We start from the raw sequence: 20,446 nt of genomic DNA, 5'->3' as shown, positions 1-20,446 counted from the left end.
TCCCACCAAGGAGGGTTTCCATATGAACAACGAGAAAAGCTGCCCCGATTGCCAGGGGCTCATGGTACTGATGCCCGGTTGAGGTGGCCTCTTCTGGCGGTGCCAGAAGTGTGGCAAGAAGCTTCGCCAAGACGGAGACAACTCCAAAGGGTGCGGCTGCAGTTAAAGAAAAAGGGGGCTCGTTGCGAGTCCCCTTTTCGTTTCCCTCCGCCCGGCGCACACCGGCTGCGCCGGCACGGCCATAACTACTCCATAACCGCCACGGGCGCCGCTACGTCGGCGCCACCCCCCGCTCCCGCCTCACACGCTCCCCCAACCGTTCCCTGCTCGAACCGCTCCCGCTCCTCGCGCAGCACCTCGAGCAGCCGCTCCTCGGAGAGCGGACGGTGGTAGTAGTATCCCTGCAGCTCGTCGCACCCCCGGTGCGCCAGGTACTGCGCCTGCTCCAGGGTCTCCACACCCTCGGCGATCACGTGCAGCTCCATCGCCTTGGCGATGCCGATGATGGCCTCCACGATGGCACGCTCGTCGGGGAGTTCGCAGACATTTTTTATGAAGGCGCGGTCGATCTTCAAGTGGTCGATGGGGAAGTTCTTCAGGTACTGCAGCGAGGAATAGCCGGTGCCGAAGTCGTCGATGCCGATGGAGACGTTGAGCCCCTTCAGGTACCAAAGCTTGGCGGCGGTCTCCTCCACGTCCTTGACCAGGCAGGTTTCGGTGAGTTCCAGTTCGAGGAGGCCGAGGTCCACGCCGGTTTGCTCCGCCGCCTCCTCCACCATCCGGCACAGCTCGCTACGCATGAAGTGACACCCCGAGATGTTCACCGACATCCTGATCGGCAGGCACCCCGCATCGAGCCATTGGCGCAGCTTGGTGCAAGCGGTTTTCAGCACCCACTCTCCCAGCGGGACGATGATGCCGGTAGCCTCGGCGAGCGGGATGAAGGAATCCGGCATCACCCGCCCCTTTTCCGGGCTCATCCAGCGCACCAGCGCCTCCACCGCGGCGATCCTGCCGGTGCGGGCATCCATGATGGGCTGGTACTCCAGGAAGAACTCCTCCCGCTCCAGGGCCATCCAAAGCTCGAATTCGAGCCGGGTGCGCTCCTGCAGCTTCTGGTTCATCTGAGCGCTGTAGAAGCAGAATTCAATCCCCGGCTTCTTGGCGTTGTACATGGCGATGTCCGCGTTTTTAAGCAGAGTTTCCGGGGCGGTGCCGTCGTCGGGGTAAATCGAGATGCCGATGCTCGCCCCCACGAAAACTTCCCGGCCGCCGACCTCGTACACCGGGGCGAGCTTCCTGAGCAGGTTCTGCGCGATGCAGCTGGCGTTGTCCTCCGTGTCGAGGGTCGCCACCACCACGAACTCGTCCCCCCCGAGCCGGGCCAGGGTGTCCTTCTTGCGCACGGAGCTCTTCAGGCGCCGGGCCACCTCGATCAGGATCTGGTCCCCCGCTTCGTGCCCCATCGTGTCGTTGATCGGCTTGAAGCCGTTCAGGTCGAAGAAGAGGGTGGCCATCTTGATCCCGTCGCGCTGGGCAGTGCCCAGGGTATGTTCCATCCGGTCCAGCAGCATGCGGCGGTTCAACAGCCCGGTCAGACTGTCGTAGTACGCCAGGTTTTCCAGCTGTTCGGCGCTGCGCTTTTTCTCGGTGACGTCCTCCAGAAGGGTCGCCACCATCCCATCCCCCATGGCAAAGGCGTTCACAGTGAATACCCGCCCCGCCCCTTCCTGCGTCAGTTCGAGACTCACCTCGGCCGGCGCCCCCTGGAGCGCCTCCCGGACCGGCGCGAAAAGCCCCCCCTGAAGCTGCAGGATGCTCTTGCCGATGTCGTCCCGGCCGAAGCCGAAGACGGAGACGGCCGTGGGGTTGATGTCCGCCAGGACCAGGTCGATTTCAGCGCCGCCGACCGGGATCGTCCGGTACAGGGCCAGCCCCTCGTTGAGTGACTCGTACACCGAGCGATATTTCTCTTCGCTTTGTTTCAGGTTGCGGTAGGCATTCTCGATGGCCCGCAGCGGCACGGTGCGCAGCCGGAAAAAGGTGAAGCCAGCGGCGAGAGCCCCCAGACAGAAGAGCAGCGTGGTCACCATGAGGGTCGGGGCCAGCGACCGTGACACCACCAGGTTGGCCACCTGGTGCCCCGCATCGTACACGGGGAAGGCCTGGGAAAGAAGCGGCCGCAGCACCTGGTCCGAGCTCTCGGCGATGACCTGCCCTTTCAGGTTGTACAGGACCCGCGTTTCCGCCGTGTCCGTGGAGCGCCGCGCCAGGAGCTCCTTCAGGCGCAACTCCTCGAACTCCCACATCTTCGGGTTCGCCACCACCAGCGTCCCCACCACGCGCGCGTTGATCTCCCCCTCCGTCTCGATGACTCCCGTCATGTGTGAGAAGGCCATCACGAAGTAGATCGCTGGCGGCACCACGGTCAGCACAGCGGAGAGTATCCCTGCGGTCAGGGTGGTGCTGCGGCGTATGGACTGGCTGTGCCTGTTCATTTCGTCCCGGGGACGACGAGGCCGTATTTGGCGGCGATGGAGCGCCCCTTCTTCGAGTTGAGGAACTTGACGAACTTGGCCACCGCGGCAGGGGCATCTTTCCGCATCACCAGGTGCATATCCTTGACGAAGCGGTACTTGCCCGAGGCGGCGTTGGCAACGCTTGGCAGCACCCCGTCAAGCTTGAGGACGTTCACCGAATTAGGCTCGGCGAGCGCCAGCGACAGCGCCATCACCGCCACCGCCCCTTCGGTCTTCTTAAGCGATTCGAAGGCCTCGTTGTCGGTGATGCCGAGGAGCATGTCCTTACGCCCTTGGGCCGCGCCGACGCCACGGTCCATCTCCGGGGACATGGAGCGGGTCAGCTTGGTGTCGGTGTCCTCGTTGGGGCGCAGCACCACCCGGACCAGTTCGCCGCCTGGCCACTTGGCGCTGCTGCCGGCGTACATGGCCGCCAGTTCTTTCAGCGTCACCCCTTTGGAACGCACACCGCGGTTGGCAAGCACCGCCATCGGGGTCTTCCCCCACTCCTGCTGGACGAGCCCCTCGGCGCTCTCGGCCGGCTTGAGCGTGCGCCCCGAGATGGCGAGGTCGAGCGCGTTGCGGGACACGGCCTTGATGGCGGCTGAACTGCCGAGGCTCTTCTCCATTTCGATGACGATGCCGCGGTTTTCCTTCTGGAAGGCTTCTGCCAGCGGTTTCACCACCACCAAGCCGGCGCCGGTGCCGTTGATTCTGAGCGTTTCCGCTGCGGAGGAGGTCGGGGGGGACACGAAGGTGGCAAGAACGGCCGTGACTGCCAATGCTGCCTTGACGAAAGATGCCATGGGTGCTCTCCTGTCAGACTGAATTGAAGAATATGGGGAACCTGCGCGGGGATGCCAAGGGGTGGCGAAACGGCCACCGTTCACCCTACTGTTTTATCGGTTTTACGGTCGTGATCTTAAGTACTTTATCGGTACAAGCGGTGGGCGGGGTGCCGCGGGAGGCGGAACTACGGGGGGGGACGACAGCGCGGTGCTAGAGCATGAAATCGACTACGAGCCCCTTGATCTTGATGATCTGGGCCACGATACGGATATGGTCCTTCTGCTCCCGCATCACCAGGTGGTACAGGAGATCGGCCTCCTTGTCGATCACGGCGATCACCTCGTGGCTGCGCCCGGTGACCCCGCCGCTCAGCATCTCGATGCGGTAGGCCTCCGCGGAGACCTTGCGCGCCATGGTGCCGATCAGTTCGCGAAAGACCTTGAAGTTGGCGATGGTGGGCTCCTGCTCCAGGACGTCCCCCACCTTGTCGATCTCTTCCTTAAGGCGCTGCAGCTCTCCCTGGTACTCGGCGCTCGCCTTGGCGACGGCGGTCAACCTGCCGGCGAAGAGGGGCCCACCGGCTCCGGCGACGTTCTTGGGAGCGGGCCCCTTCTCCTTCTTGGCGATGCTGCGGGAATCGGACTTTTCATTGATACGCATGCGCTGGCACCGTCGCCCTGTGGGCGGAAATAAAAAGGCCCCGAAAAAGATTCGGGGCCGGACCAAGGCTCGGAAAGGATGTTAGTTCTTGACCACGTTGGCGGCCTGCGGCCCCTTAGCGCCCTGCACCACGTCGAAGCTCACCGAGTCCCCCTCGACGAGAGACTTGAAGCCGTCCCCCTGGATGGCGGAGAAGTGCACGAACACATCCGCGCCGTTGTCCTGCTCGATGAAGCCAAACCCCTTAGCGTCGTTGAACCATTTCACCACACCGTTTGCCATTACTTTTCTCCTGTACCGCTCGTTGTCTTGTTCAGGGCGGCCGGTGTCCGGCCGCCCCTCTTCGCGTCTTAAAAACGCCCTATCCGCTATTACACGTTTACATCAAGCGTGTCAAGGCTTCTCCGGCTGCCTTGCGACGTCCCTACCGTGGCGCCTGCCGGACTAGGCGCTGGCCACGGGCTGTTCCAGGGCGTCACTGGCCTTTCCCGCCGCGGCACTCTTGGCCGGAGCGGCCGCCTGCGCGTTGAGCGTGGCGTGGGCCGCGGCCAGGCGCGCGATGGGCACCCGGAACGGCGAGCAGGAAACGTAGTCGAGGCCGACCGAGTCGCAGAAGATGACCGAGGCCGGGTCGCCACCGTGCTCGCCGCAGATGCCGAGCTTGATGTTGGGGCGGGTCTGGCGACCCTTCTCGCAACCCATCCGGACCAGGGCGCCCACGCCGTTTTGGTCCAGGGTCACGAACGGGTCGTCCTCGAGGATGCCGTTCTCCACGTAGAACGGGAGGAACTTGCCGGCGTCGTCGCGGGACAGGCCGAAGGTGGTCTGGGTGAGGTCGTTGGTGCCGAAGGAGAAAAAGTCCGCCTCGGTGGCGATGCTGTCGGCGGTGATGGCGGCGCGCGGCAGCTCGATCATGGTGCCGATCAGGTACTCAACCTTGACGCCGTAGCGCTTTTGCACGTCTTCGCAGACGGCAACCGCGTTGGCGCGCATGATGGAGAGCTCCTTGGTGACCGCGACCAGCGGGATCATGATCTCCGGGACGATCTGGAAGCCTTCGTCCTTCACCAGCTCGCATGCGGCCTCCATGATGGCCTGGACCTGCATGTCGTAGATCTCGGGGAAGGTGACGCCGAGGCGGCAGCCGCGGTGCCCGAGCATCGGGTTGAACTCGTGCAGGAACTCGACCTTGTGCTTCAGGGTCTGCACGGAGACACCCATGGTGGCCGAGAGCGCCTCGATGTCCTTCTCCTCCTGGGGGAGGAACTCGTGCAGCGGCGGGTCGAGCAGGCGAATGGTGACCGGCAGCCCTTTCATCTCGCGGAAGAGCCCCTTGAAGTCGCCCTTCTGCATCGGGAGGATCTTGGCCAGCGCCTTCTTCCTACCCTCGAGGTCGGCGGAAAGGATCATCTCGCGCACCGCGGCGATGCGGTCCGCCTCGAAGAACATGTGCTCGGTGCGGCACAGGCCGATACCCTCGGCGCCGAACTCGCGGGCGGTTTTCGCGTCATGCGGGGTGTCGGCATTGGCTCTCACCTTCATGCGGCGGAACTTGTCCACCCAGGCCATGACGGTGGCGAAGTCCCCGCCCACGCCGGCGGCGACCATGGGGACGGAGCCCTTCATCACCTCGCCGGTGGAGCCGTCCAGGGTGATAACGTCACCCTTCTTGATAACGGAGCCGTCCTTGGCGACGAACTGGCCGGAGTGGTAGTCGACCTTGATGTCGCCGCAGCCGGCGACGCAGCACTTGCCCATGCCGCGCGCGACCACCGCCGCGTGCGAGGTCATGCCGCCGCGCGCGGTGAGGATACCCTGCGCCGCGTGCATGCCGTGGATGTCCTCGGGGGAGGTCTCGACGCGGACCAGGATCACCTTGTGGCCCAGTTTCGCCGCGCTCTCCGCCTCGTCGGCGGTGAAGACCACCTCGCCGGAAGCGGCGCCCGGGGAGGCCGGGAGCCCTTTGGCTATCACGGTTTTATCGGCTTTGGGGTCGAGGGAGGGGTGCAGGAGCTGATCGAGCTGGTTCGGGGCGACGCGCAAGACTGCGGTCTTCTCGTCGATCAACCCCTCGGCCACCATGTCCACCGCGATCTTCAGGGCCGCCTTCGCGGTTCTCTTGCCGCTGCGGCACTGCAGCATGTACAGGATTCCCTTCTCGATGGTGAACTCGATGTCCTGCATGTCCTTGTAGTGGCGCTCCAGGATGTCGCGGATCTGCACCAGCTGCTGGTAGCACTCGGGAAGCACCTCCTCCATGGAGGGGAGGTCGCCCGGCTTGTACTTGGCGCGGTTGATCGGCTGCGGGGTGCGGATGCCGGCCACCACGTCCTCGCCCTGGGCGTTGACTAGGTACTCGCCGTAGAAGTAGTTCTCGCCCGTGGAGGGGTCGCGGGTGAAGGCGACGCCGGTGGCGCAGTCATCACCCATGTTGCCGAACACCATGGACTGCACGTTGACCGCGGTGCCCCACTCGGCCGGGATGTTGTTCAGCCTTCTATAGGTGATGGCGCGCTGGTTCATCCAGGAGCCGAACACGGCGCCGATAGCGCCCCAAAGCTGCTGTTTCGGGTCCTCGGGGAAAGCGACGCCCAGTCGCTCCTTGATCTTGGCCTTGAACTCGCCCACCAGCTCCTTCCAGTCGGAGGCCTTCAGGTCGGTATCGAGGTGCACGCCGCGCGCGTCCTTCTTGCTCTCCAGCAGGTGCTCAAGCTCGTCCTTGTGCATCCCCATCACCACGTCCGAGTACATCTGGACGAAGCGGCGGTAGGCGTCGTAGGCGAAGCGCTCGTCTCCGGACTGGGCGATGATCCCCTGTACCGTGGTATCGTTCAACCCCAGGTTAAGGATGGTGTCCATCATACCGGGCATGGAAGCGCGGGCGCCGGAGCGTACCGAGACCAGGAGGGGGTTGGCGGGATCGCCGAACTTCTTGCCCATGAGCCCCTCGACGCGGGCCAGGTTCGCTTCGACCTCGGCGGCCAGGGCGGCGGGGTACTGCTGGTTGTTCTTGTAGTACTCGGTGCAGACCTCCGTGGTGATGGTGAAGCCGGCCGGAACCGGGAGACCGATGGCGGTCATCTCAGCCAAGTTGGCCCCCTTGCCACCCAGAAGTTCCTTCATTTTGGCGTTGCCGTCAGCCTTGCCTGCGCCAAAAAAGTAGACGTACTGCGTTCCCATGTGCACCCTCCTTAGACTTTGTTAATTAATATGGAGCTTAAAGTATACACATAAACCAAAAAAGGCAAACAGCCGCCGGGAGTTGCACCCGGACGGCTGTTTACGTGAGCGTCAGATTTTGCCTGCTTTTACCGTGGCGGCCTGCTCCAGGGTGCTGCAACCCGGCGTCAGCTGTCGCAGTCTTTTCATGCCGACAGTCTCCCGAAGTCGGCGAGGCTCCCGAAGAGCCGGGCGATCGCGGTCAAAAGCGCCAAACGGTTCTGGCGTACCGCTTCGTCCTCGGCCATAACCATGACCTTGTCGAAGAAGAGGTCGACGGCGGACTTCAGGGTGGCGATCTCGGTGAGGGCGGCGAGGTAGTCGGCCTTACCGAGGGCGGCCTCGACCTTCTGCTTCACCTGCTGCTGCGCCTCGTAGAGCGCTCCCTCGGCCTGCTCTTGGAAGAGGTTAGCCGCGACCGGCGTGTCCACCCCGTCCTTGACGATGTTGCCGACGCGCTTGAAAGCGCCTGCCAGCGGGGCGAAGTCGTCACGTTTCCTGAACTCGGCGAGCGCCTGGATCTTGGCGGCCGCCTCGACCAGATCGTCGAAGGAGACCGAGACCACCGCGTCCACCACGTCGGAGGGGTAGCGGTCAGCCATCAGGTTCACGAAACGGCCGCGGAAGAAGTCGAGCACGTCCTGGTAGACCTGCTCCACGGGGCGGTTTGCCTTGGCGGCCAACAGCTCCAGGGACGCCTTGATCAGCCCGGAGAGCGGCTCACGGTACTTCTTGTCCAGGATGATGTTGATGATGCCCAGGGCCGAGCGGCGCAGGGCGTAGGGGTCGGCGGAGCCAGTGGGGATGAGCCCCACGCTGAAGCAGCCACAGATGGTGTCGGTCTTGTCCGCCAGCGACACGAAGGCGCCGATGTCGGAAGCGGGCAGATCACCGCCGGCCTGGGTGGGCAGGTAGTGCTCGGCGATGGCGTTGGCGACCGCGGCGTCCTCGCCGTCATGCAGGGCGTATTCGCGCCCCATGATCCCCTGTACCTCCGGGAATTCGCCGACCATGCCGGAGACCAAGTCGGCCTTGCACAGGGTGGCGGCACGGGCGGCCTTGTCGGCCACCGCAGGGTTGTGGCGCTGGGCCAGCCCCTTGGCCAGCTCGCGGAAGCGCTCCATCTTCTCGTAGGAGGTACCCAGTTTCGCTTGGTAGACCACGCTCTTCAGGCTTTCCACGCGGGACTCGAGCTTCACCTTGTGGTCCTCGTCGAAGAAGAAGCGGGCGTCGGAAAGGCGCGCCCTCAGCACGCGTTCGTTCCCCTTCACCACCACCTGCGGGTCCTCGGTCAGGGTGTTGTTGATGGTGATGAAGCCCGGCAGGAGCCTCCCCTGGTCGTCCACCAGGGAGAAGTAGCGCTGATGCTCGCGCATGGAGGTGATCAGCACCTCGCGCGGCACCACCAGGAAGTCGGGGGAGAAGGTTCCGTGCACCGCGGAGGGGTACTCGACCAGGAAAGAGACCTGCTCAAGGAGCGCCTCGTCGGGGAGCACGTTACCCTTGGCCTGGCGGGCCACCCGGTCGATCTCCTGGCGGATGATCGCCTTTCTTTTCTCCGGGTCGGGAATGACGAAGTGGCGCTCGCACTCCTCCAGGTAGTGGGCGAAATCGCGCACCGGGAAGGTGCTGTTGGCCATGAAGCGGTGCCCGCGGGAGGCGGAGCCGCTTTCGATGTTGCCGAAGGCGAAGGGGACCACGCTGCCGCCGTAGAGCGCCACGATCCAGTGGATCGGGCGGGCGAAGCGGACGTCGAAGTCGGCCCAGCGCATGGACTTCTTGAAGGGGATGTTGCCGATCAGGCGCGGCAGCATCTCGGGGAGGAGCTCCGCGGTATCGCGCCCAACCTCGCTCTTCACGGCGGCCAGGTACTCCCCTTTCGGGGTCATGACGACCTTCAGGTCGGCGACATCGACACCCTGACCGCGAGCGAAGCCCTGGGCGGCCTTGGTCGGGTTGCCCTCGGCGTCGTAGGCGGCGCTTTTGGCCGGCCCCATGGCGGTCAGTTCCGCGTCGGGCTGGCGCTCAGCGATCCCCTTCACCGCCAGCACAAGGCGGCGCGGGGTGCCAAGCGTCACGATCTCGCCAAACTCGATGCGGGCCGTCTCCAGCTCGCGCTTCATGAGGGCTTCCATGTCGGCCATCGCCTTGGGGACGAAGCCGGCCGGAATCTCTTCGCAGCCTATCTCAAGGAAAAGATCCTTAGCCATTAACGACCTCCTTTCAGGAGCGGGAAGCCGAGCCGCTCACGCATCTGCAGGTAACCCTCGGCGCACAGGCGCGCCACGTTCCTCACCTTGCCGATGTAGGAGGCGCGCTCGGTGACCGAGATGGCGCCGCGGGCGTCCAGGAGGTTGAAGGTATGGGAGCATTTCATGACGTAGTCGTAGGCGGGGAGCACCAGCCCCTTCTCGACCAGGCGGACGCACTCCTTCTCGTACATCTTGAAGAGGGAGAGCAGCATGTCGACGTCGGCCTCCTCGAAGTTGTAGGTGGAGAACTCGACCTCGCTCTCGTGGTGGATGTCGCCGTACTTGACCCCCTTGACCCACTCCAGGTCGTAGACGTTGTCCACGCCCTGCAGGTACATGGCGATCCGCTCGCAGCCGTAGGTGATCTCGGAGGAGATCGGCTTCAGGTCGATGCCGCCTGCCTGCTGGAAGTAGGTGAACTGGGTGATCTCCATGCCGTCCAGCCATACCTCCCAGCCCAGGCCCCAGGCGCCCAGGGTCGGGGATTCCCAGTCGTCCTCGACGAAGCGGATGTCGTGCTTGTTGGGGTCGATGCCGAAGGCGCGCAGGGAGTCGAGGTAGAGGTCCAGGATGTTCATGGGCGAAGGCTTCATGATCACCTGAAACTGGTAGTAGTGCTGCAGGCGGTTCGGGTTCTCGCCGTAGCGCCCGTCGGTGGGGCGCCGGGAGGGCTCTACATAGGCCACTTTCCACGGCTCGGGCCCGAGCACGCGCAGGAAGGTAGCCGGGTTGAAGGTACCCGCCCCTTTTTCCGTATCATAGGGCTGCTGGATTACGCACCCCTGTCCCGCCCAATACCCCTGCAGGGAGAGGATCAGATCCTGAAATGTCAACACGCCGCCTCCGATCAAATCGTATATTTCAAGTGGTGCAGCTTTTTGGATAAAAAAGTTTACTGTATCCAAACAGTTAGGCTCGCCAGATTACAACAGCGCACACGGCGCTGTCAAGGGAATATCACCCGCAAAATCGGGAAAAACCCGGGCGCAGTGGGGCCTCCCGGGAAGGATGCCGGGACAGGTGCCTGGAAAAATCGGGTGAAATCTTCTGTTTACCGGCCGACCGCGGAACGGTAAACTTGACTGAGGGGAGATTCACATGAGTACCACCGGCGAGATCGTCATATTAGGATCGGGTTCCACGGCTTTCGCGGCCGCGTTACGGGCCAAAGAGCGGGGGGCGCGCGCCATCATGATCGAGCGCAGCGTCCTGGGGGGCACCTGCATCAACTGGGGCTGCATTCCCTCCAAGACCCTGATTCACTGCGCCCTGTTCCGGCACGAGGCCGAGCTGGGCGAGCGGCTGGGGCTTGGGGTCAGGCGCGACGGCGTCGATTACGCCACCCTGGACGGGCACAAGTTCGCCGTGGTGCAGGAACTGAGGCAGAAGAAATACCTGGACGTGCTGGCGCAGCTCCCCGAACTGTCGCTCATCAAGGGAAAGGCGGTCTTCATCGCCCCCGGCAAGGTGCAGGTGGAGGATCGGGTCATCGAGAGCGAGCACATCCTGATCGCCACCGGCGGCCACCCGCGCGTCCCGAAGATTCCGGGACTGGAGCATACCCCCTACCTGACCAGCAAGAGCGCGCTCCTGTTGAAGACCCTGCCGCAATCACTCACGGTGATCGGCGGCGGCGTGATCGCGCTGGAGCTGGGGCAGATGTTTCACCGGCTGGGGGTTCCGGTCACGGTCCTGGAGCACGGCGCGCGCGTACTTCCCGCCGTGGAGCCGGAACCGGCGCTGGCGCTGCAAAAAGCGCTGGAGGCAGAGGGGATGCGCTTGGTGGTGGGCGCCGCCATCTGCTCGGTGGCGCACGAGGGGGAAGGAGTCCGGGTCGAGGCGCTGATCGACGGTGAGCCGCGCGAGTTTCGCTCGCAGCAGCTGCTGCTGGCGGTGGGCACCGCCCCCGCCACCGAGGGGATTGGCCTCGAGCAGGCCGGGGTGGAGTTGGACGCACGCGGCTACATCAAGGTGGACGGCGAGATGCGCACCTCCGCGGCCGGCATATGGGCGGCCGGCGACGTAACCGGCGGCATGCAGATCGCGACGGTGGGTGCGCGCGAGGGGATCGCGGCGGTGGACAACATGCTGGAAACCGGCTGCCACTGCGAAATGAACTACCAGACCCTTCCCATGGCCATCTTCACCGATCCCGAGGTGGCCATGGTGGGCTACGGCGAAGAAGCGGCCCGAGAGGCAGGGTTCGACGTGGAGAGCCAGTGCATTCCCGCCTCCGCTATCCCCAAGGCCCACGTCACGGGCGCGCTGGACGGCGCAGTAAAGATCGTCGCCGACCGCGTCACTGATCGCATCCTCGGCGTCCACGTCTGCCTGCATCGCGGCGCCGACATCATCAACGAGGCGGCGCTCGCCATCCGCTGCCGCATGACCGTCGCCGAGCTTGCCGACACCCTGCACGTCTACCCCTCCATGGGTGAGGGACTGCGCCTGTGCGCCCAGGCCTTCCACCGCGACCTGACCCAACTCTCCTGCTGCGCCGAATAACTCCACTGCTGCGATTTACCAGGTTGATATAATGGCACGCGCTCCGGCGGGCATGGCACCAGTCACGCCCTTGCCGTCACTGCCAGGCCGATGCCACGGCTCCGCGTGGACGGTTCTCACCGGGAGCGGGACCATCGCCAGCAAAGACTGGCGATGGTCGTGCAAAGCAGATGATGATCATGTTCGTGCTCCACCCACTCGGGGTAGCCGATCTCTCGCATAGCCCTGTTTTCCAACTCGGCCAGGTCAAGGGTGTTGGCAAGGAGATGCTGGAGCCCCTTCCCGACTTTTTGCATCTGGCCATGGCCGGCGTCGGCGAGCAGACGGTCCAACACGGCCACGACCTTCACGTACCTGCTGTCATGTCCGCACTCGAGATCCTGGCACGGCTGCCACTCCTGTTCGTTCACGTTTACCGTCACCATTTGCCCACCGATGCGCCAAGCCATCACCAGGTACCCCGCTACAACAGATCGAAGGTCTTGCTCAACTTCAGCTCGATCCGGAACCCCTCCGAGGGGGTATTGGCCTCGTACCACCGCGCCATGGGGAACATGACGGCCAAGCCTGCCGCGAATCCAGCCGGCCGGTACTTGAAGGCCACCTTGGGCCCGGCGTACCACTCGTTCTTGGAATCGCTCTGGCTCTTGCCGTTCTTCTCGCTCTGGCCGTTCCAGTCAAACTGCGACTCAGCCCCCATATCGAAGTAGTTGTTCACGGCGTAGCCCCAGGCGGTCGTACTCCGGACGTAGGTGGGCTTACGGTAGTCGTGAGCCCCTTCGGTGAAGGTGTAGACATGGACCTCCTGGTCGATGCGGTGCGAGCCTGTCGAATAAGTGAGGCCGACGGCGCCGCCGGTGCCCCAGGCGCCGTTGCCGACGAAGTCGACGCTTCTGCTGCTGACATCCGTCGTCGGCACCACGAGGCCAACGTCCACCGCCAGGTCGAACGGTGCGCCTTTCGCCTGGTTCAAGAGCACCTTGTGCAGGGCGATAGCGGTATCGCCGATCCAGCCCAGGTGCTCCCCCCTGCCGGTGATCAGGTTCTTTTTGTGGACGTCATAAAGGGGAGTCGCCGTGCGCACGTCGAGCCCCTCGGTGATGCCGTACCGGAGTTTCACCACGCCGACGTTTTTGGACAACCTGACATTTTCGTTTACTTCACTCCCCCCCTTACGGATACCGTCCGTCTCGCAGTATTGATAATTGAGCAGGACGCCGAGCTTTCCCACCGGGAAACCGGTACCGGCAGGACCGAAGGCGGAGATGGCCGGGCCGAACGGCTGGGGGACGACAGGGGCATCAGCACCCCAGGAAAGGCCGGCGCAGGTGCTGAGTGCCGCGAGGGAAAGCGGGATGATACGCTTGCTGAATTTCATGACGTGCTCCTTTTTTCTGTGCGCAGCGGTTACTGCCGAATTGCGCTGAAGATGCGGTGGATCCCTCAGCCCCCCTGCGGGAGCCACTGGTACAGTATGGTGCTCATGGTGTTGAAGAGGCCGAAGAAGAGCAGGATCCCCACGACCATGAGCAGCAGACCGGTGAAGAACTCCATCTTCCTGATGTGCGCCCTGAAGCGTTTGAAGAAATCGAGAAACCCGTGGAAGAGCAGGCCCGAGACGATGAACGGGATACCCAGTCCCGCCGCGTAGCTCCCCAGGAGGAACATGCTTTTACCGGCCGAACCGGAAGTGCCGGCGGCCATGGCGAGGATGGCGCCGAGGATCGGGCCGATGCATGGGGTCCAGCCGGCGGCGAAGGCGACCCCGACGAGGAAGGTGCCGACAAGACCGCTGGGTTTACTGTGCAGATGGATCCTTTTGTCCCCGAGCAGGACTCCGAAATGAAACAGCCCGGACATGTGGACCCCGAAAAGGAAGATCAGCACCCCGCCGGCGCGCTGCAGCCAGATGAGGCCGTCCTTCATGACGGACTGGAAGGTGGAGGAGGCGACCCCGGCGAGGGCTCCCATGCCGATAAAGACCGCGGAGAATCCGAGCACGAAGGTGACCGAGTGAATGAGGACGGTCAGGCGCACCTTCCTGGCCGGATGGGCATCCTGCAACTGCCCGAAGGAGAGCCCCGTGATGTAGGTGATGTAGGAGGGAATCAGAGGCAGGACGCAGGGGGAGAAAAAGGAGAGAAAGCCCGCCGAGAATGCAATCCAGAAGGTGATATCGGAGCCGAAAAAGGTCATGACGGTCCCCTCCGTTACAGGGACTTCAGATAAGTGACGACCTGGGGGGAATCCCAGGCGATCCCGCCAGTCACCCTTTGCCGCAGGACTCCTTTACGGTCGACGATGAAAGTGTCGGGCAGGCGGCTGGCCCCGTACCTTTGCTGCACAAACCCGTTCGCGTCGCTGAGAAAATCGAAGGTGAAGGGGAGCTTGCGAAACCTTTCCGGGACCTTTTTCTCAACGTTCACCGCGACGACCACCAGCTCCCCCTTGGGGAACGACTTGACCAACCGGTCCATGGAGGGCATCTCGTCGCGGCAGTAGGGGCACCAGGAAGCCCAGAAGTTCACGAGGACGATCTTGCCGCGGTACTGGGCCAGGCTTTTACCTTCACCGGCGAGTGCGGGCAACCTGAAGTCCGGGGCGGGGACGCCGATTCGGACCGGGGCGGCATCATCCTGGGCTTTGCCCGGCGCCGACACGGCAAGTACCACCAGGCTCATAAGGCAGGCGCAGATGTAGCGGACCAATCGTTTCATGGTGACAACCTCTCTGCGGTTTCCTAGATGGTTCATCGAGGAATCCGGTGCAAGTTTGGGCTGTGGATCTCCCCCTCCCTTGACGGGAGGGGGCAACGGCGGCATCTTCGGGGTGGGTTACTTGGTGAAGGCCTTGTCCACGCTGAACGGCATCGCCTGGTAGCCGGTCGTATCCTTCAGCTGGATCTCGACCGCCGGCTCTTTGGAGCCGTAGTTGAACTCCATGATGTAGGGGTTCGGGTCGCTCTTGAACGCGCCGGTGGTGATGTCAAAATCGGCGCCGGCTGTTGCGGAGTAGACGAACACGGAGTCCTTGTCGGTCTGGTACTCGGTCAGCGAGGTCACCGGGCTGTACCAGCCGTTGCCGCGCTCCTTGCCAAACTCCCAGATCTGCTCGATGGTCATCTTCTTCTGGTCGATCTTGTAAATGACCGCGCGCGAGTACTTCATGCTCGGCAGGGCCGGCTGCTCCATGCCGCGGCTGTCGCCGTTGTCGAAGACGCTCACGTAGATGATGTCCCCCTTGGACTTGCTGTCGATCTTGAACGCGGTGTGCTGCGTCCAGGTCCAGTCGAAACCGCCCTCGTCGTTCTCGTAACCGGGGCACTTGGAGCCGCCGGCCTCGCATACGATCTTGTTACCCTTGGAATCGACCGGGGTCAGGAACTTGCCCAGGTATTCCTTCTTCCACCCCTCGGGGCTTCCCATGATCCACTTCACCTGCTTGTCCCGGCCGATCTTGACGACCGCCGACTGGTGGCGCGAGCTGATGATGATGGAATCGTCCTCGGCGTCATGGTCGACGCTGTTCACGTGCGCCCAGTTCCTGCCCGGTCCGACGCCGACGATGTCGCCGAACTTGTCGCTCGCGTCCTGCTTGGCGAGCTCCTCGGCCGTCATGGTGTGGCCTGCCTTGCTGGCGTCGATGTTGAGGCACACAGCCCCCTGGTCGAGAACCTTCATGTTGACGTCGCGATACGGATCGAGAATGTCGAAGAGGCGCCACTCGTCCTTCACCAGGCCGGTGCTCGGTTCGACCTCGATGATCACGTCGCGCACGGTGCGGACGTTTCTGCCGTCGGGCCGCTTCAGGTTGGAGCTCGCCACGCGGAGGAAGTAGTTGCCGTTGGGGGAGTTGTCCATGGAGTGGGAGAAATCGTTGTAACCGGCCGGCAGTTCACGGTTGAAGACTTCTTTACCCAGGATGTCGTACTTCACGTAGCGCTGGCCGAAGCCCCAGCTCATGGCGCCGTCGTTGTTCTGCTTGAAGCCCATCATGACGCCGGCGTTGTAGATCGACTTCAGGTCGTAGATGGTGTCGACTTTCATGAACCAGCGGACTTCGCCCTTGGTGTCGACGATGAAGTTCTGCGGGTAGTAGTTCCATTCCAGAGCGCCGCCGGTCGGGTTGTTCCAGACCGCCCTGGTCCCCTTGCCCGCCTTGTGCAGGAAGTTGTTCACGAAATAGAGTCGGTCGCCGAACTTCTTGTCGACCTTCTTCACCTCTGCCCCGGAGAAGAGGGCGGCCTTCAGAGTCTTAGTGGCGTTCGGCTCGGAATACACGGGGGGGGCGTAGAGGGTGTAATTTTCCTTAACCTGCTCCCACTTACCGTTGAAGAGCTTGGAGTATTCGACCTCGACGGTGTTGACGTAGTCGGCGTAAAGGCCGAACACCGGGATGCCACCGTGGGTCAGCAGATGCTTGTTGGCGACCTGGTATTTGATCTCCTGCCCGTCTTTTTTCGGGACGATGCGCACGGTCACGTCCTTGAGAACGTACCCGCCGCTTTTGATGACCGCGGTGAGCGGGGCCAAGTCATAGGGATTCATGACCACCTCGCCGAGTTTCCCCTGAACCTGGTAGTCGACATGCGCGCCGCTCGCCCCGCCGATGGCGAAAGCCATGGTCGGGATTGCAGCTCCCAGCATCGCCGAGCACAAAACGAGTCGCGCCAATCTTCCGGTCTTCACTGCTGCTGCGTTTCGACAGTTCATACTGTTCTCCTTTTTGTTGTCCGGGGCGGACGCGCCGCCCCTCACGCCGAGATTGTCGTTATGCCAACTTGCCGGTGTAGCTCGAAGTTTCCACGTGTGCCGCGGCTTGACGCTTGCGCACCAGGGTCACGACCCAGCAGGCTGCCGCCACCAGTAGTGCCAGGAGGATGACGCCGAAGGTGATGACGGTGCACTGCGCCATGTTCATGAAGTGGGCAGGAGGCCAGAGGTACCACCCGTCCGCATAGAAGTCGGTGATGGCCTTCTGCATGGAGCTCAACTGTGCCCCGTCAGGAATGATCGGGTTGTCGTAGCCGCAGTCGCCCGTCGGCTTGAACCATTCCGGAGACCACTTATCCAGCGGCAGGTGGAACGGGAAGGTGGGCTCCGGGGAGCACCCCTGCACGCCGAAAAGGTCGTCGCTGTGGGCGGCGTGGTGGATCTTGTTGAGCTTGATGCTGTAGAGGACACCTTTGAAGCTTCCCCAGATGGCGAACAGGTAGCCGACGATCTTCAAGCCCGAATTCGAGGGGCTGATGGCCGCGACGATGCCGCCGAAGGCCATGGCGAAGAAGGCGAGCCTTATGTAGACGCACTGTTCGCAGGGTCTCATGTAGAGCCAGATCTGGAACACGGAGTGGGCCAGGATGACCATGAACAGGCTGAGTGCCGCCATGAACACCCAGAGAAACCGCTTATCCTGCCACTGGCTGATGGTTCCTATGGGATCCGACCTGAAGTTGCCGATCATTTCTGAGAGTTTCACGACGCGTCTCCTTATTTGGTCTTCAGCTCGTTGATAAGCTTCAGCATGCCGTCGATGGAGGTGATGCTCTTGGTCATGACGAGGTATTTGCCGTTGACGACGAAGCCGGGGACGCCCTGGATCTTGGCGACGTCATAGGACTGGTCCCACTCTTTGAGCAGCGCCTTGACCTTGGGGTCGTTCTTTGCCTTGTCGAACTCGGCCTTGCTCATGCCGACTGCGTCGAGACCGGTCTTCAGGTAGGCTTCAGGACCCGCATCCCAGCGTTCCTTCTTGTCGTGGTAGGCGGTGTAGTAGGCCATCTTGGCCTTTTTCAGGAGGGATTTTTCGGTGTAGAGATCGCGGTCGGAGAGGCCGGCCTTCTGATCCTTGAGCAGCAGCACGGCAAATAGCTCGCTGCCCTGGACGCCGTACTTGCCCTTGGTTTTCAGATGGAAGGGGCGGAACTTCAGATCGCTCGGCAGTTTGGGAACCAGGTTCGGCGTGATCTTCTTGTCGTACTTGTAGCAGAAGGGGCAGTCGTAGCTGAACACCTTAATCAGGGTCCCCTGGGCGTTCGGGATCGGTTTTGCCAGCTTGACGTAATCGGTCCCTTCGGTGAAGGCGAAGCTGGTGCCGGCGAGAAGGGCTACCAGTGCGAAACTCTTGATGATGGTTTTTGCGAATTTGAACATGATCTGTCTCCTTTGTAGCGTATGGTTGTTACTGCTGATCCTGGCCCGTTTCCTCTCGTGTGACATCCGATCCGTCGCGTCCCTCCTTTCTCTTGATGCCGGCTGGTACAGCGCTGGTTATTTGGTTCTGTTAAATGAACTTAAATCCGTCACGCGGCCCCGGCATGTGCCCATGCTTTACTTTTGGTTTTATAAAGTGTCATAAACTCGTTTTTAGTTTATTTAACAAAACCAAAAGCTAGGTGTCAAGCACTTTTTGTCAATTTTTTTCGCACAAACCACGAAACTGTTATCTCACAAGGTCGTGTCCCTACTGGCAACGGCGCGGGAAGCTCTGTCTTAGCCAATAAAAACAGGTGATTACGACAGGGGCACGGCTTGGCTATGAGTGGGGTGGAATGTGGCTATGACTCGGCTTCAGCACGGGGGCAGGGTCAAAACAGCGGGGATGTGAGGTTCTTTCAGGAAGAATCGTGAACCTTTCCTACTTTTTGGTTTACATGGTTTGTTATACTGAAGTAAACTAAACTGGTTTTGAGGCTGGGCCGCTACGACAGGAAACCGGGGTTGTGCGCCAGGGGGACCGGCCCGCGATCGGGAGTGAAGGGGGGACGCCAGAGTGAAAAAGTTTCGGGAAGCCAGCAAGAATCGTATCGTCATAGTCACCTACGTCCTGCTCTTCTGCATGTTCTGCTTCTTTTCCCTGATGGATCTACAAAAGCGCACTTCCGACTACGCCTACTTCGCCAACAAGATCAACAGTTTCATAAAGAATGCGCACGACAGCGAGTCGGAGTACCTCTGCTCCCGGCTGGTTAACTACGTCAGTGCGATCGCGCAGGAGAAGAAGTTTGCCGAACTGCTGAAAGCTGGTGACGAAGAGTCTCTCCAAGAGGCGGCCGAGCCCGCTTTCCATGATTTCGGCAAACGTTACGTTCCGGTCATTTCGGTGCTGATCTATGACGGCAACGGGAAACTGAGATTTCACATGACGCCGCCATCCGTCCCGCATGATCCGGCGACGTTCAGACCGAGCGTCGGCAAAGAGGTCTTCACCACCAAGAAATATACCTACGGTTACGAAAGCAATATCGTCCCCCTCTACTTCTGTACGGTTCTTCCTGTGCGGGACGCGCAGGACAATGTGGTGGGCACCATCGAGATAGGGGTCGACGTCTCATTTTTCCACTACAACCTCAAGTGGTTCTTCAGTGACGTCAGGACAGCCATCTTCTCGAGGGGCAAACTGCTCGACAGTAACAACGGATTAAAACCAAACTCTGCCGAGTTCGTCTATGACTACTACCGCAAGCTGAAAGCCAACGACGCCGAGTTCTTCAACCAGTTCAAGGACAGAATCGACTTCAGGCGAAGCAGAAACGACATACAGATGGGAGACAGGTATTACCTGGTCAGCACGTCCCAGGTCCTGCGCGACAACGCGGGCCGCGAAGTCGGCAAGTACCTGGTCGCCTACGACATGACTGAACTGCGACTCCGGCACTGGGGTTATTTCTACGTGTGGCTACTGTTTTTCGCCATTACCGCATGTGTCATGCTGTGTATCAACATGGTCGGGTTCAGAAAGTACGAGCGCATCATCACCGAGCAGGGAACCATGCTGGCCCAGCGCTCCAAACAGTGCGCCCTGGGCGAGATGCTGGGACATATCGGACATCAGTGGCGGCAACCGCTCTACAACCTGTCGCTGATCGTTCAGAACATCGGACTGCAGAACCAGTTCGGCAAACTCGATGACACCATGCTCAACAACCAGATCATCCTGGCGAACCAGAACATAGAATACATGTCCAACATCATAGATGACTGGCGCTCCCTGCTGATGTCGGGCAGCAGCCGGACCGTGATCGACCTGCAGGCATCGGTCGAGCGGGCCATATCGATGGTGGCACCGGTCATGGAACAAAGCCGGATCACCATCGAAAACCGGATCACCTCTCAGGCGCAGACCATGGGATTCGTCAACGACCTGGTGCAACTGACCATTAATGTGCTGTTGAATGCCCGGGATCAGCTATCCTTGGTGACGGGTGAGCGGTTCATCCTGCTTTCTTGCGGGGAGGAGGAGGGGCTGGTGACGGTGACCTTCCAGGACAACGGCGGGGGGATTCCGGAGCATCTGCTCAAGCGTATCTTCGAGCCGTACGTGACGACCAAGGACAAGGGCGACGGCACCGGGCTGGGGCTCTACCTGTGCCACCAGATTGTCAGCAATCTGGATCAGGGCAAGGTATGGGCGGAGAACAGGTCCTTTGAATTACAGAGTAAAGTGCTGCACGGGGCCTGCATCTGCGTGCAGTTCGCCAGACTAACCGAAGGGGGATAATGT

At 61.9% G+C, this 20,446-nt stretch carries 16 protein-coding genes; 2 read left to right on the top strand and 14 right to left on the bottom strand.

The genetic code is table 11. The annotated features are described in order from the left end of the window. Positions 1-245 precede the first annotated feature (245 nt). The 7 genes from JFN90_RS05450 to glyQ all read right to left on the bottom strand — a co-directional run bounded on the left by JFN90_RS05450 (position 246) and on the right by glyQ (position 10,272). Positions 246-2,498 carry a putative bifunctional diguanylate cyclase/phosphodiesterase gene (locus JFN90_RS05450; RefSeq protein ID WP_199394089.1) on the bottom strand — a complete coding sequence of 751 codons (2,253 nt, stop codon included), beginning with the start codon at positions 2,496-2,498 and terminating at the stop codon, positions 246-248. After that, positions 2,495-3,325 (bottom strand): PstS family phosphate ABC transporter substrate-binding protein, encoded by an 831-nt coding sequence (locus JFN90_RS05445; RefSeq protein ID WP_199394088.1) that lies wholly within the window; start codon positions 3,323-3,325, stop codon positions 2,495-2,497. Before JFN90_RS05445 ends, JFN90_RS05450 begins: the two co-directional genes overlap by 4 nt. 193 nt (positions 3,326-3,518) lie before the next feature. Then, positions 3,519-3,968, bottom strand: coding sequence for a YaaR family protein (locus JFN90_RS05440; protein ID WP_199394087.1), 450 nt, complete (start codon positions 3,966-3,968; stop codon positions 3,519-3,521). An 81-nt stretch (positions 3,969-4,049) separates the two neighbouring features. Beyond that, the gene (locus JFN90_RS05435) at positions 4,050-4,250 is read right to left on the bottom strand and encodes a cold-shock protein (RefSeq protein WP_199394086.1); all 201 of its coding nucleotides are present in this window, start codon (positions 4,248-4,250) and stop codon (positions 4,050-4,052) included. A gap of 162 nt (positions 4,251-4,412) precedes the next feature. Continuing rightward, a complete protein-coding gene (gene ppdK / locus JFN90_RS05430; protein ID WP_199394085.1) occupies positions 4,413-7,148 on the bottom strand; it encodes a pyruvate, phosphate dikinase in 2,736 nt (911 codons plus the stop codon). A 185-nt stretch (positions 7,149-7,333) separates the two neighbouring features. Next, complete coding sequence (glyS, locus tag JFN90_RS05425) at positions 7,334-9,397, bottom strand: glycine--tRNA ligase subunit beta (protein ID WP_199394084.1); 2,064 nt, start codon at positions 9,395-9,397, stop codon at positions 7,334-7,336. Beyond that, on the bottom strand, positions 9,397-10,272 hold the full coding sequence (glyQ, locus tag JFN90_RS05420) for a glycine--tRNA ligase subunit alpha (protein ID WP_215906716.1): 876 nt from the start codon (positions 10,270-10,272) through the stop codon (positions 9,397-9,399). The genes glyS and glyQ overlap by 1 nt, the downstream gene beginning before the upstream one ends. A gap of 265 nt (positions 10,273-10,537) precedes the next feature. On the opposite strand from glyQ, the gene merA reads away from it, so the two are divergent. Beyond that, the gene (merA, locus tag JFN90_RS05415; protein WP_199394082.1) at positions 10,538-11,944 is read left to right on the top strand and encodes a mercury(II) reductase; all 1,407 of its coding nucleotides are present in this window, start codon (positions 10,538-10,540) and stop codon (positions 11,942-11,944) included. Between the two features lie 116 nt (positions 11,945-12,060). Here the strand turns inward: merA and JFN90_RS05410 are convergent, their stop codons facing one another. The 7 genes from JFN90_RS05410 to JFN90_RS05380 all read right to left on the bottom strand — a co-directional run bounded on the left by JFN90_RS05410 (position 12,061) and on the right by JFN90_RS05380 (position 18,096). Further along, complete coding sequence (locus JFN90_RS05410; RefSeq protein ID WP_199394081.1) at positions 12,061-12,369, bottom strand: hypothetical protein; 309 nt, start codon at positions 12,367-12,369, stop codon at positions 12,061-12,063. Positions 12,370-12,407: 38 nt separating this feature from the next. Then, entirely contained in the window at positions 12,408-13,322 is a 915-nt protein-coding gene (locus tag JFN90_RS05405) for a transporter (protein WP_199394080.1), read from the bottom strand. A 65-nt stretch (positions 13,323-13,387) separates the two neighbouring features. Further along, the gene (locus tag JFN90_RS05400; RefSeq protein ID WP_199394079.1) at positions 13,388-14,140 is read right to left on the bottom strand and encodes a cytochrome c biogenesis CcdA family protein; all 753 of its coding nucleotides are present in this window, start codon (positions 14,138-14,140) and stop codon (positions 13,388-13,390) included. Between the two features lie 14 nt (positions 14,141-14,154). Next, the gene (locus tag JFN90_RS05395; RefSeq protein WP_199394078.1) at positions 14,155-14,661 is read right to left on the bottom strand and encodes a TlpA disulfide reductase family protein; all 507 of its coding nucleotides are present in this window, start codon (positions 14,659-14,661) and stop codon (positions 14,155-14,157) included. A gap of 117 nt (positions 14,662-14,778) precedes the next feature. After that, positions 14,779-16,656 (bottom strand): aryl-sulfate sulfotransferase, encoded by a 1,878-nt coding sequence (locus JFN90_RS05390; protein ID WP_199394077.1) that lies wholly within the window; start codon positions 16,654-16,656, stop codon positions 14,779-14,781. A 58-nt stretch (positions 16,657-16,714) separates the two neighbouring features. After that, the gene (gene dsbI / locus JFN90_RS05385; protein ID WP_199394076.1) at positions 16,715-17,422 is read right to left on the bottom strand and encodes a protein-disulfide oxidoreductase DsbI; all 708 of its coding nucleotides are present in this window, start codon (positions 17,420-17,422) and stop codon (positions 16,715-16,717) included. Positions 17,423-17,433: 11 nt separating this feature from the next. After that, positions 17,434-18,096 (bottom strand): thiol:disulfide interchange protein DsbA/DsbL, encoded by a 663-nt coding sequence (locus tag JFN90_RS05380; protein ID WP_215906706.1) that lies wholly within the window; start codon positions 18,094-18,096, stop codon positions 17,434-17,436. A gap of 619 nt (positions 18,097-18,715) precedes the next feature. Here JFN90_RS05380 and JFN90_RS05375 point away from each other — a divergent pair. Next, positions 18,716-20,443 (top strand): ATP-binding protein, encoded by a 1,728-nt coding sequence (locus JFN90_RS05375; protein WP_199394075.1) that lies wholly within the window; start codon positions 18,716-18,718, stop codon positions 20,441-20,443. Positions 20,444-20,446: the final 3 nt, after the last annotated feature.

This window comes from Geomonas propionica (assembly GCF_016458235.1).
GTDB classification, from domain to species: domain Bacteria; phylum Desulfobacterota; class Desulfuromonadia; order Geobacterales; family Geobacteraceae; genus Geomonas; species Geomonas propionica.
This window is presented reverse-complemented; position numbering and strand designations above follow the sequence as displayed.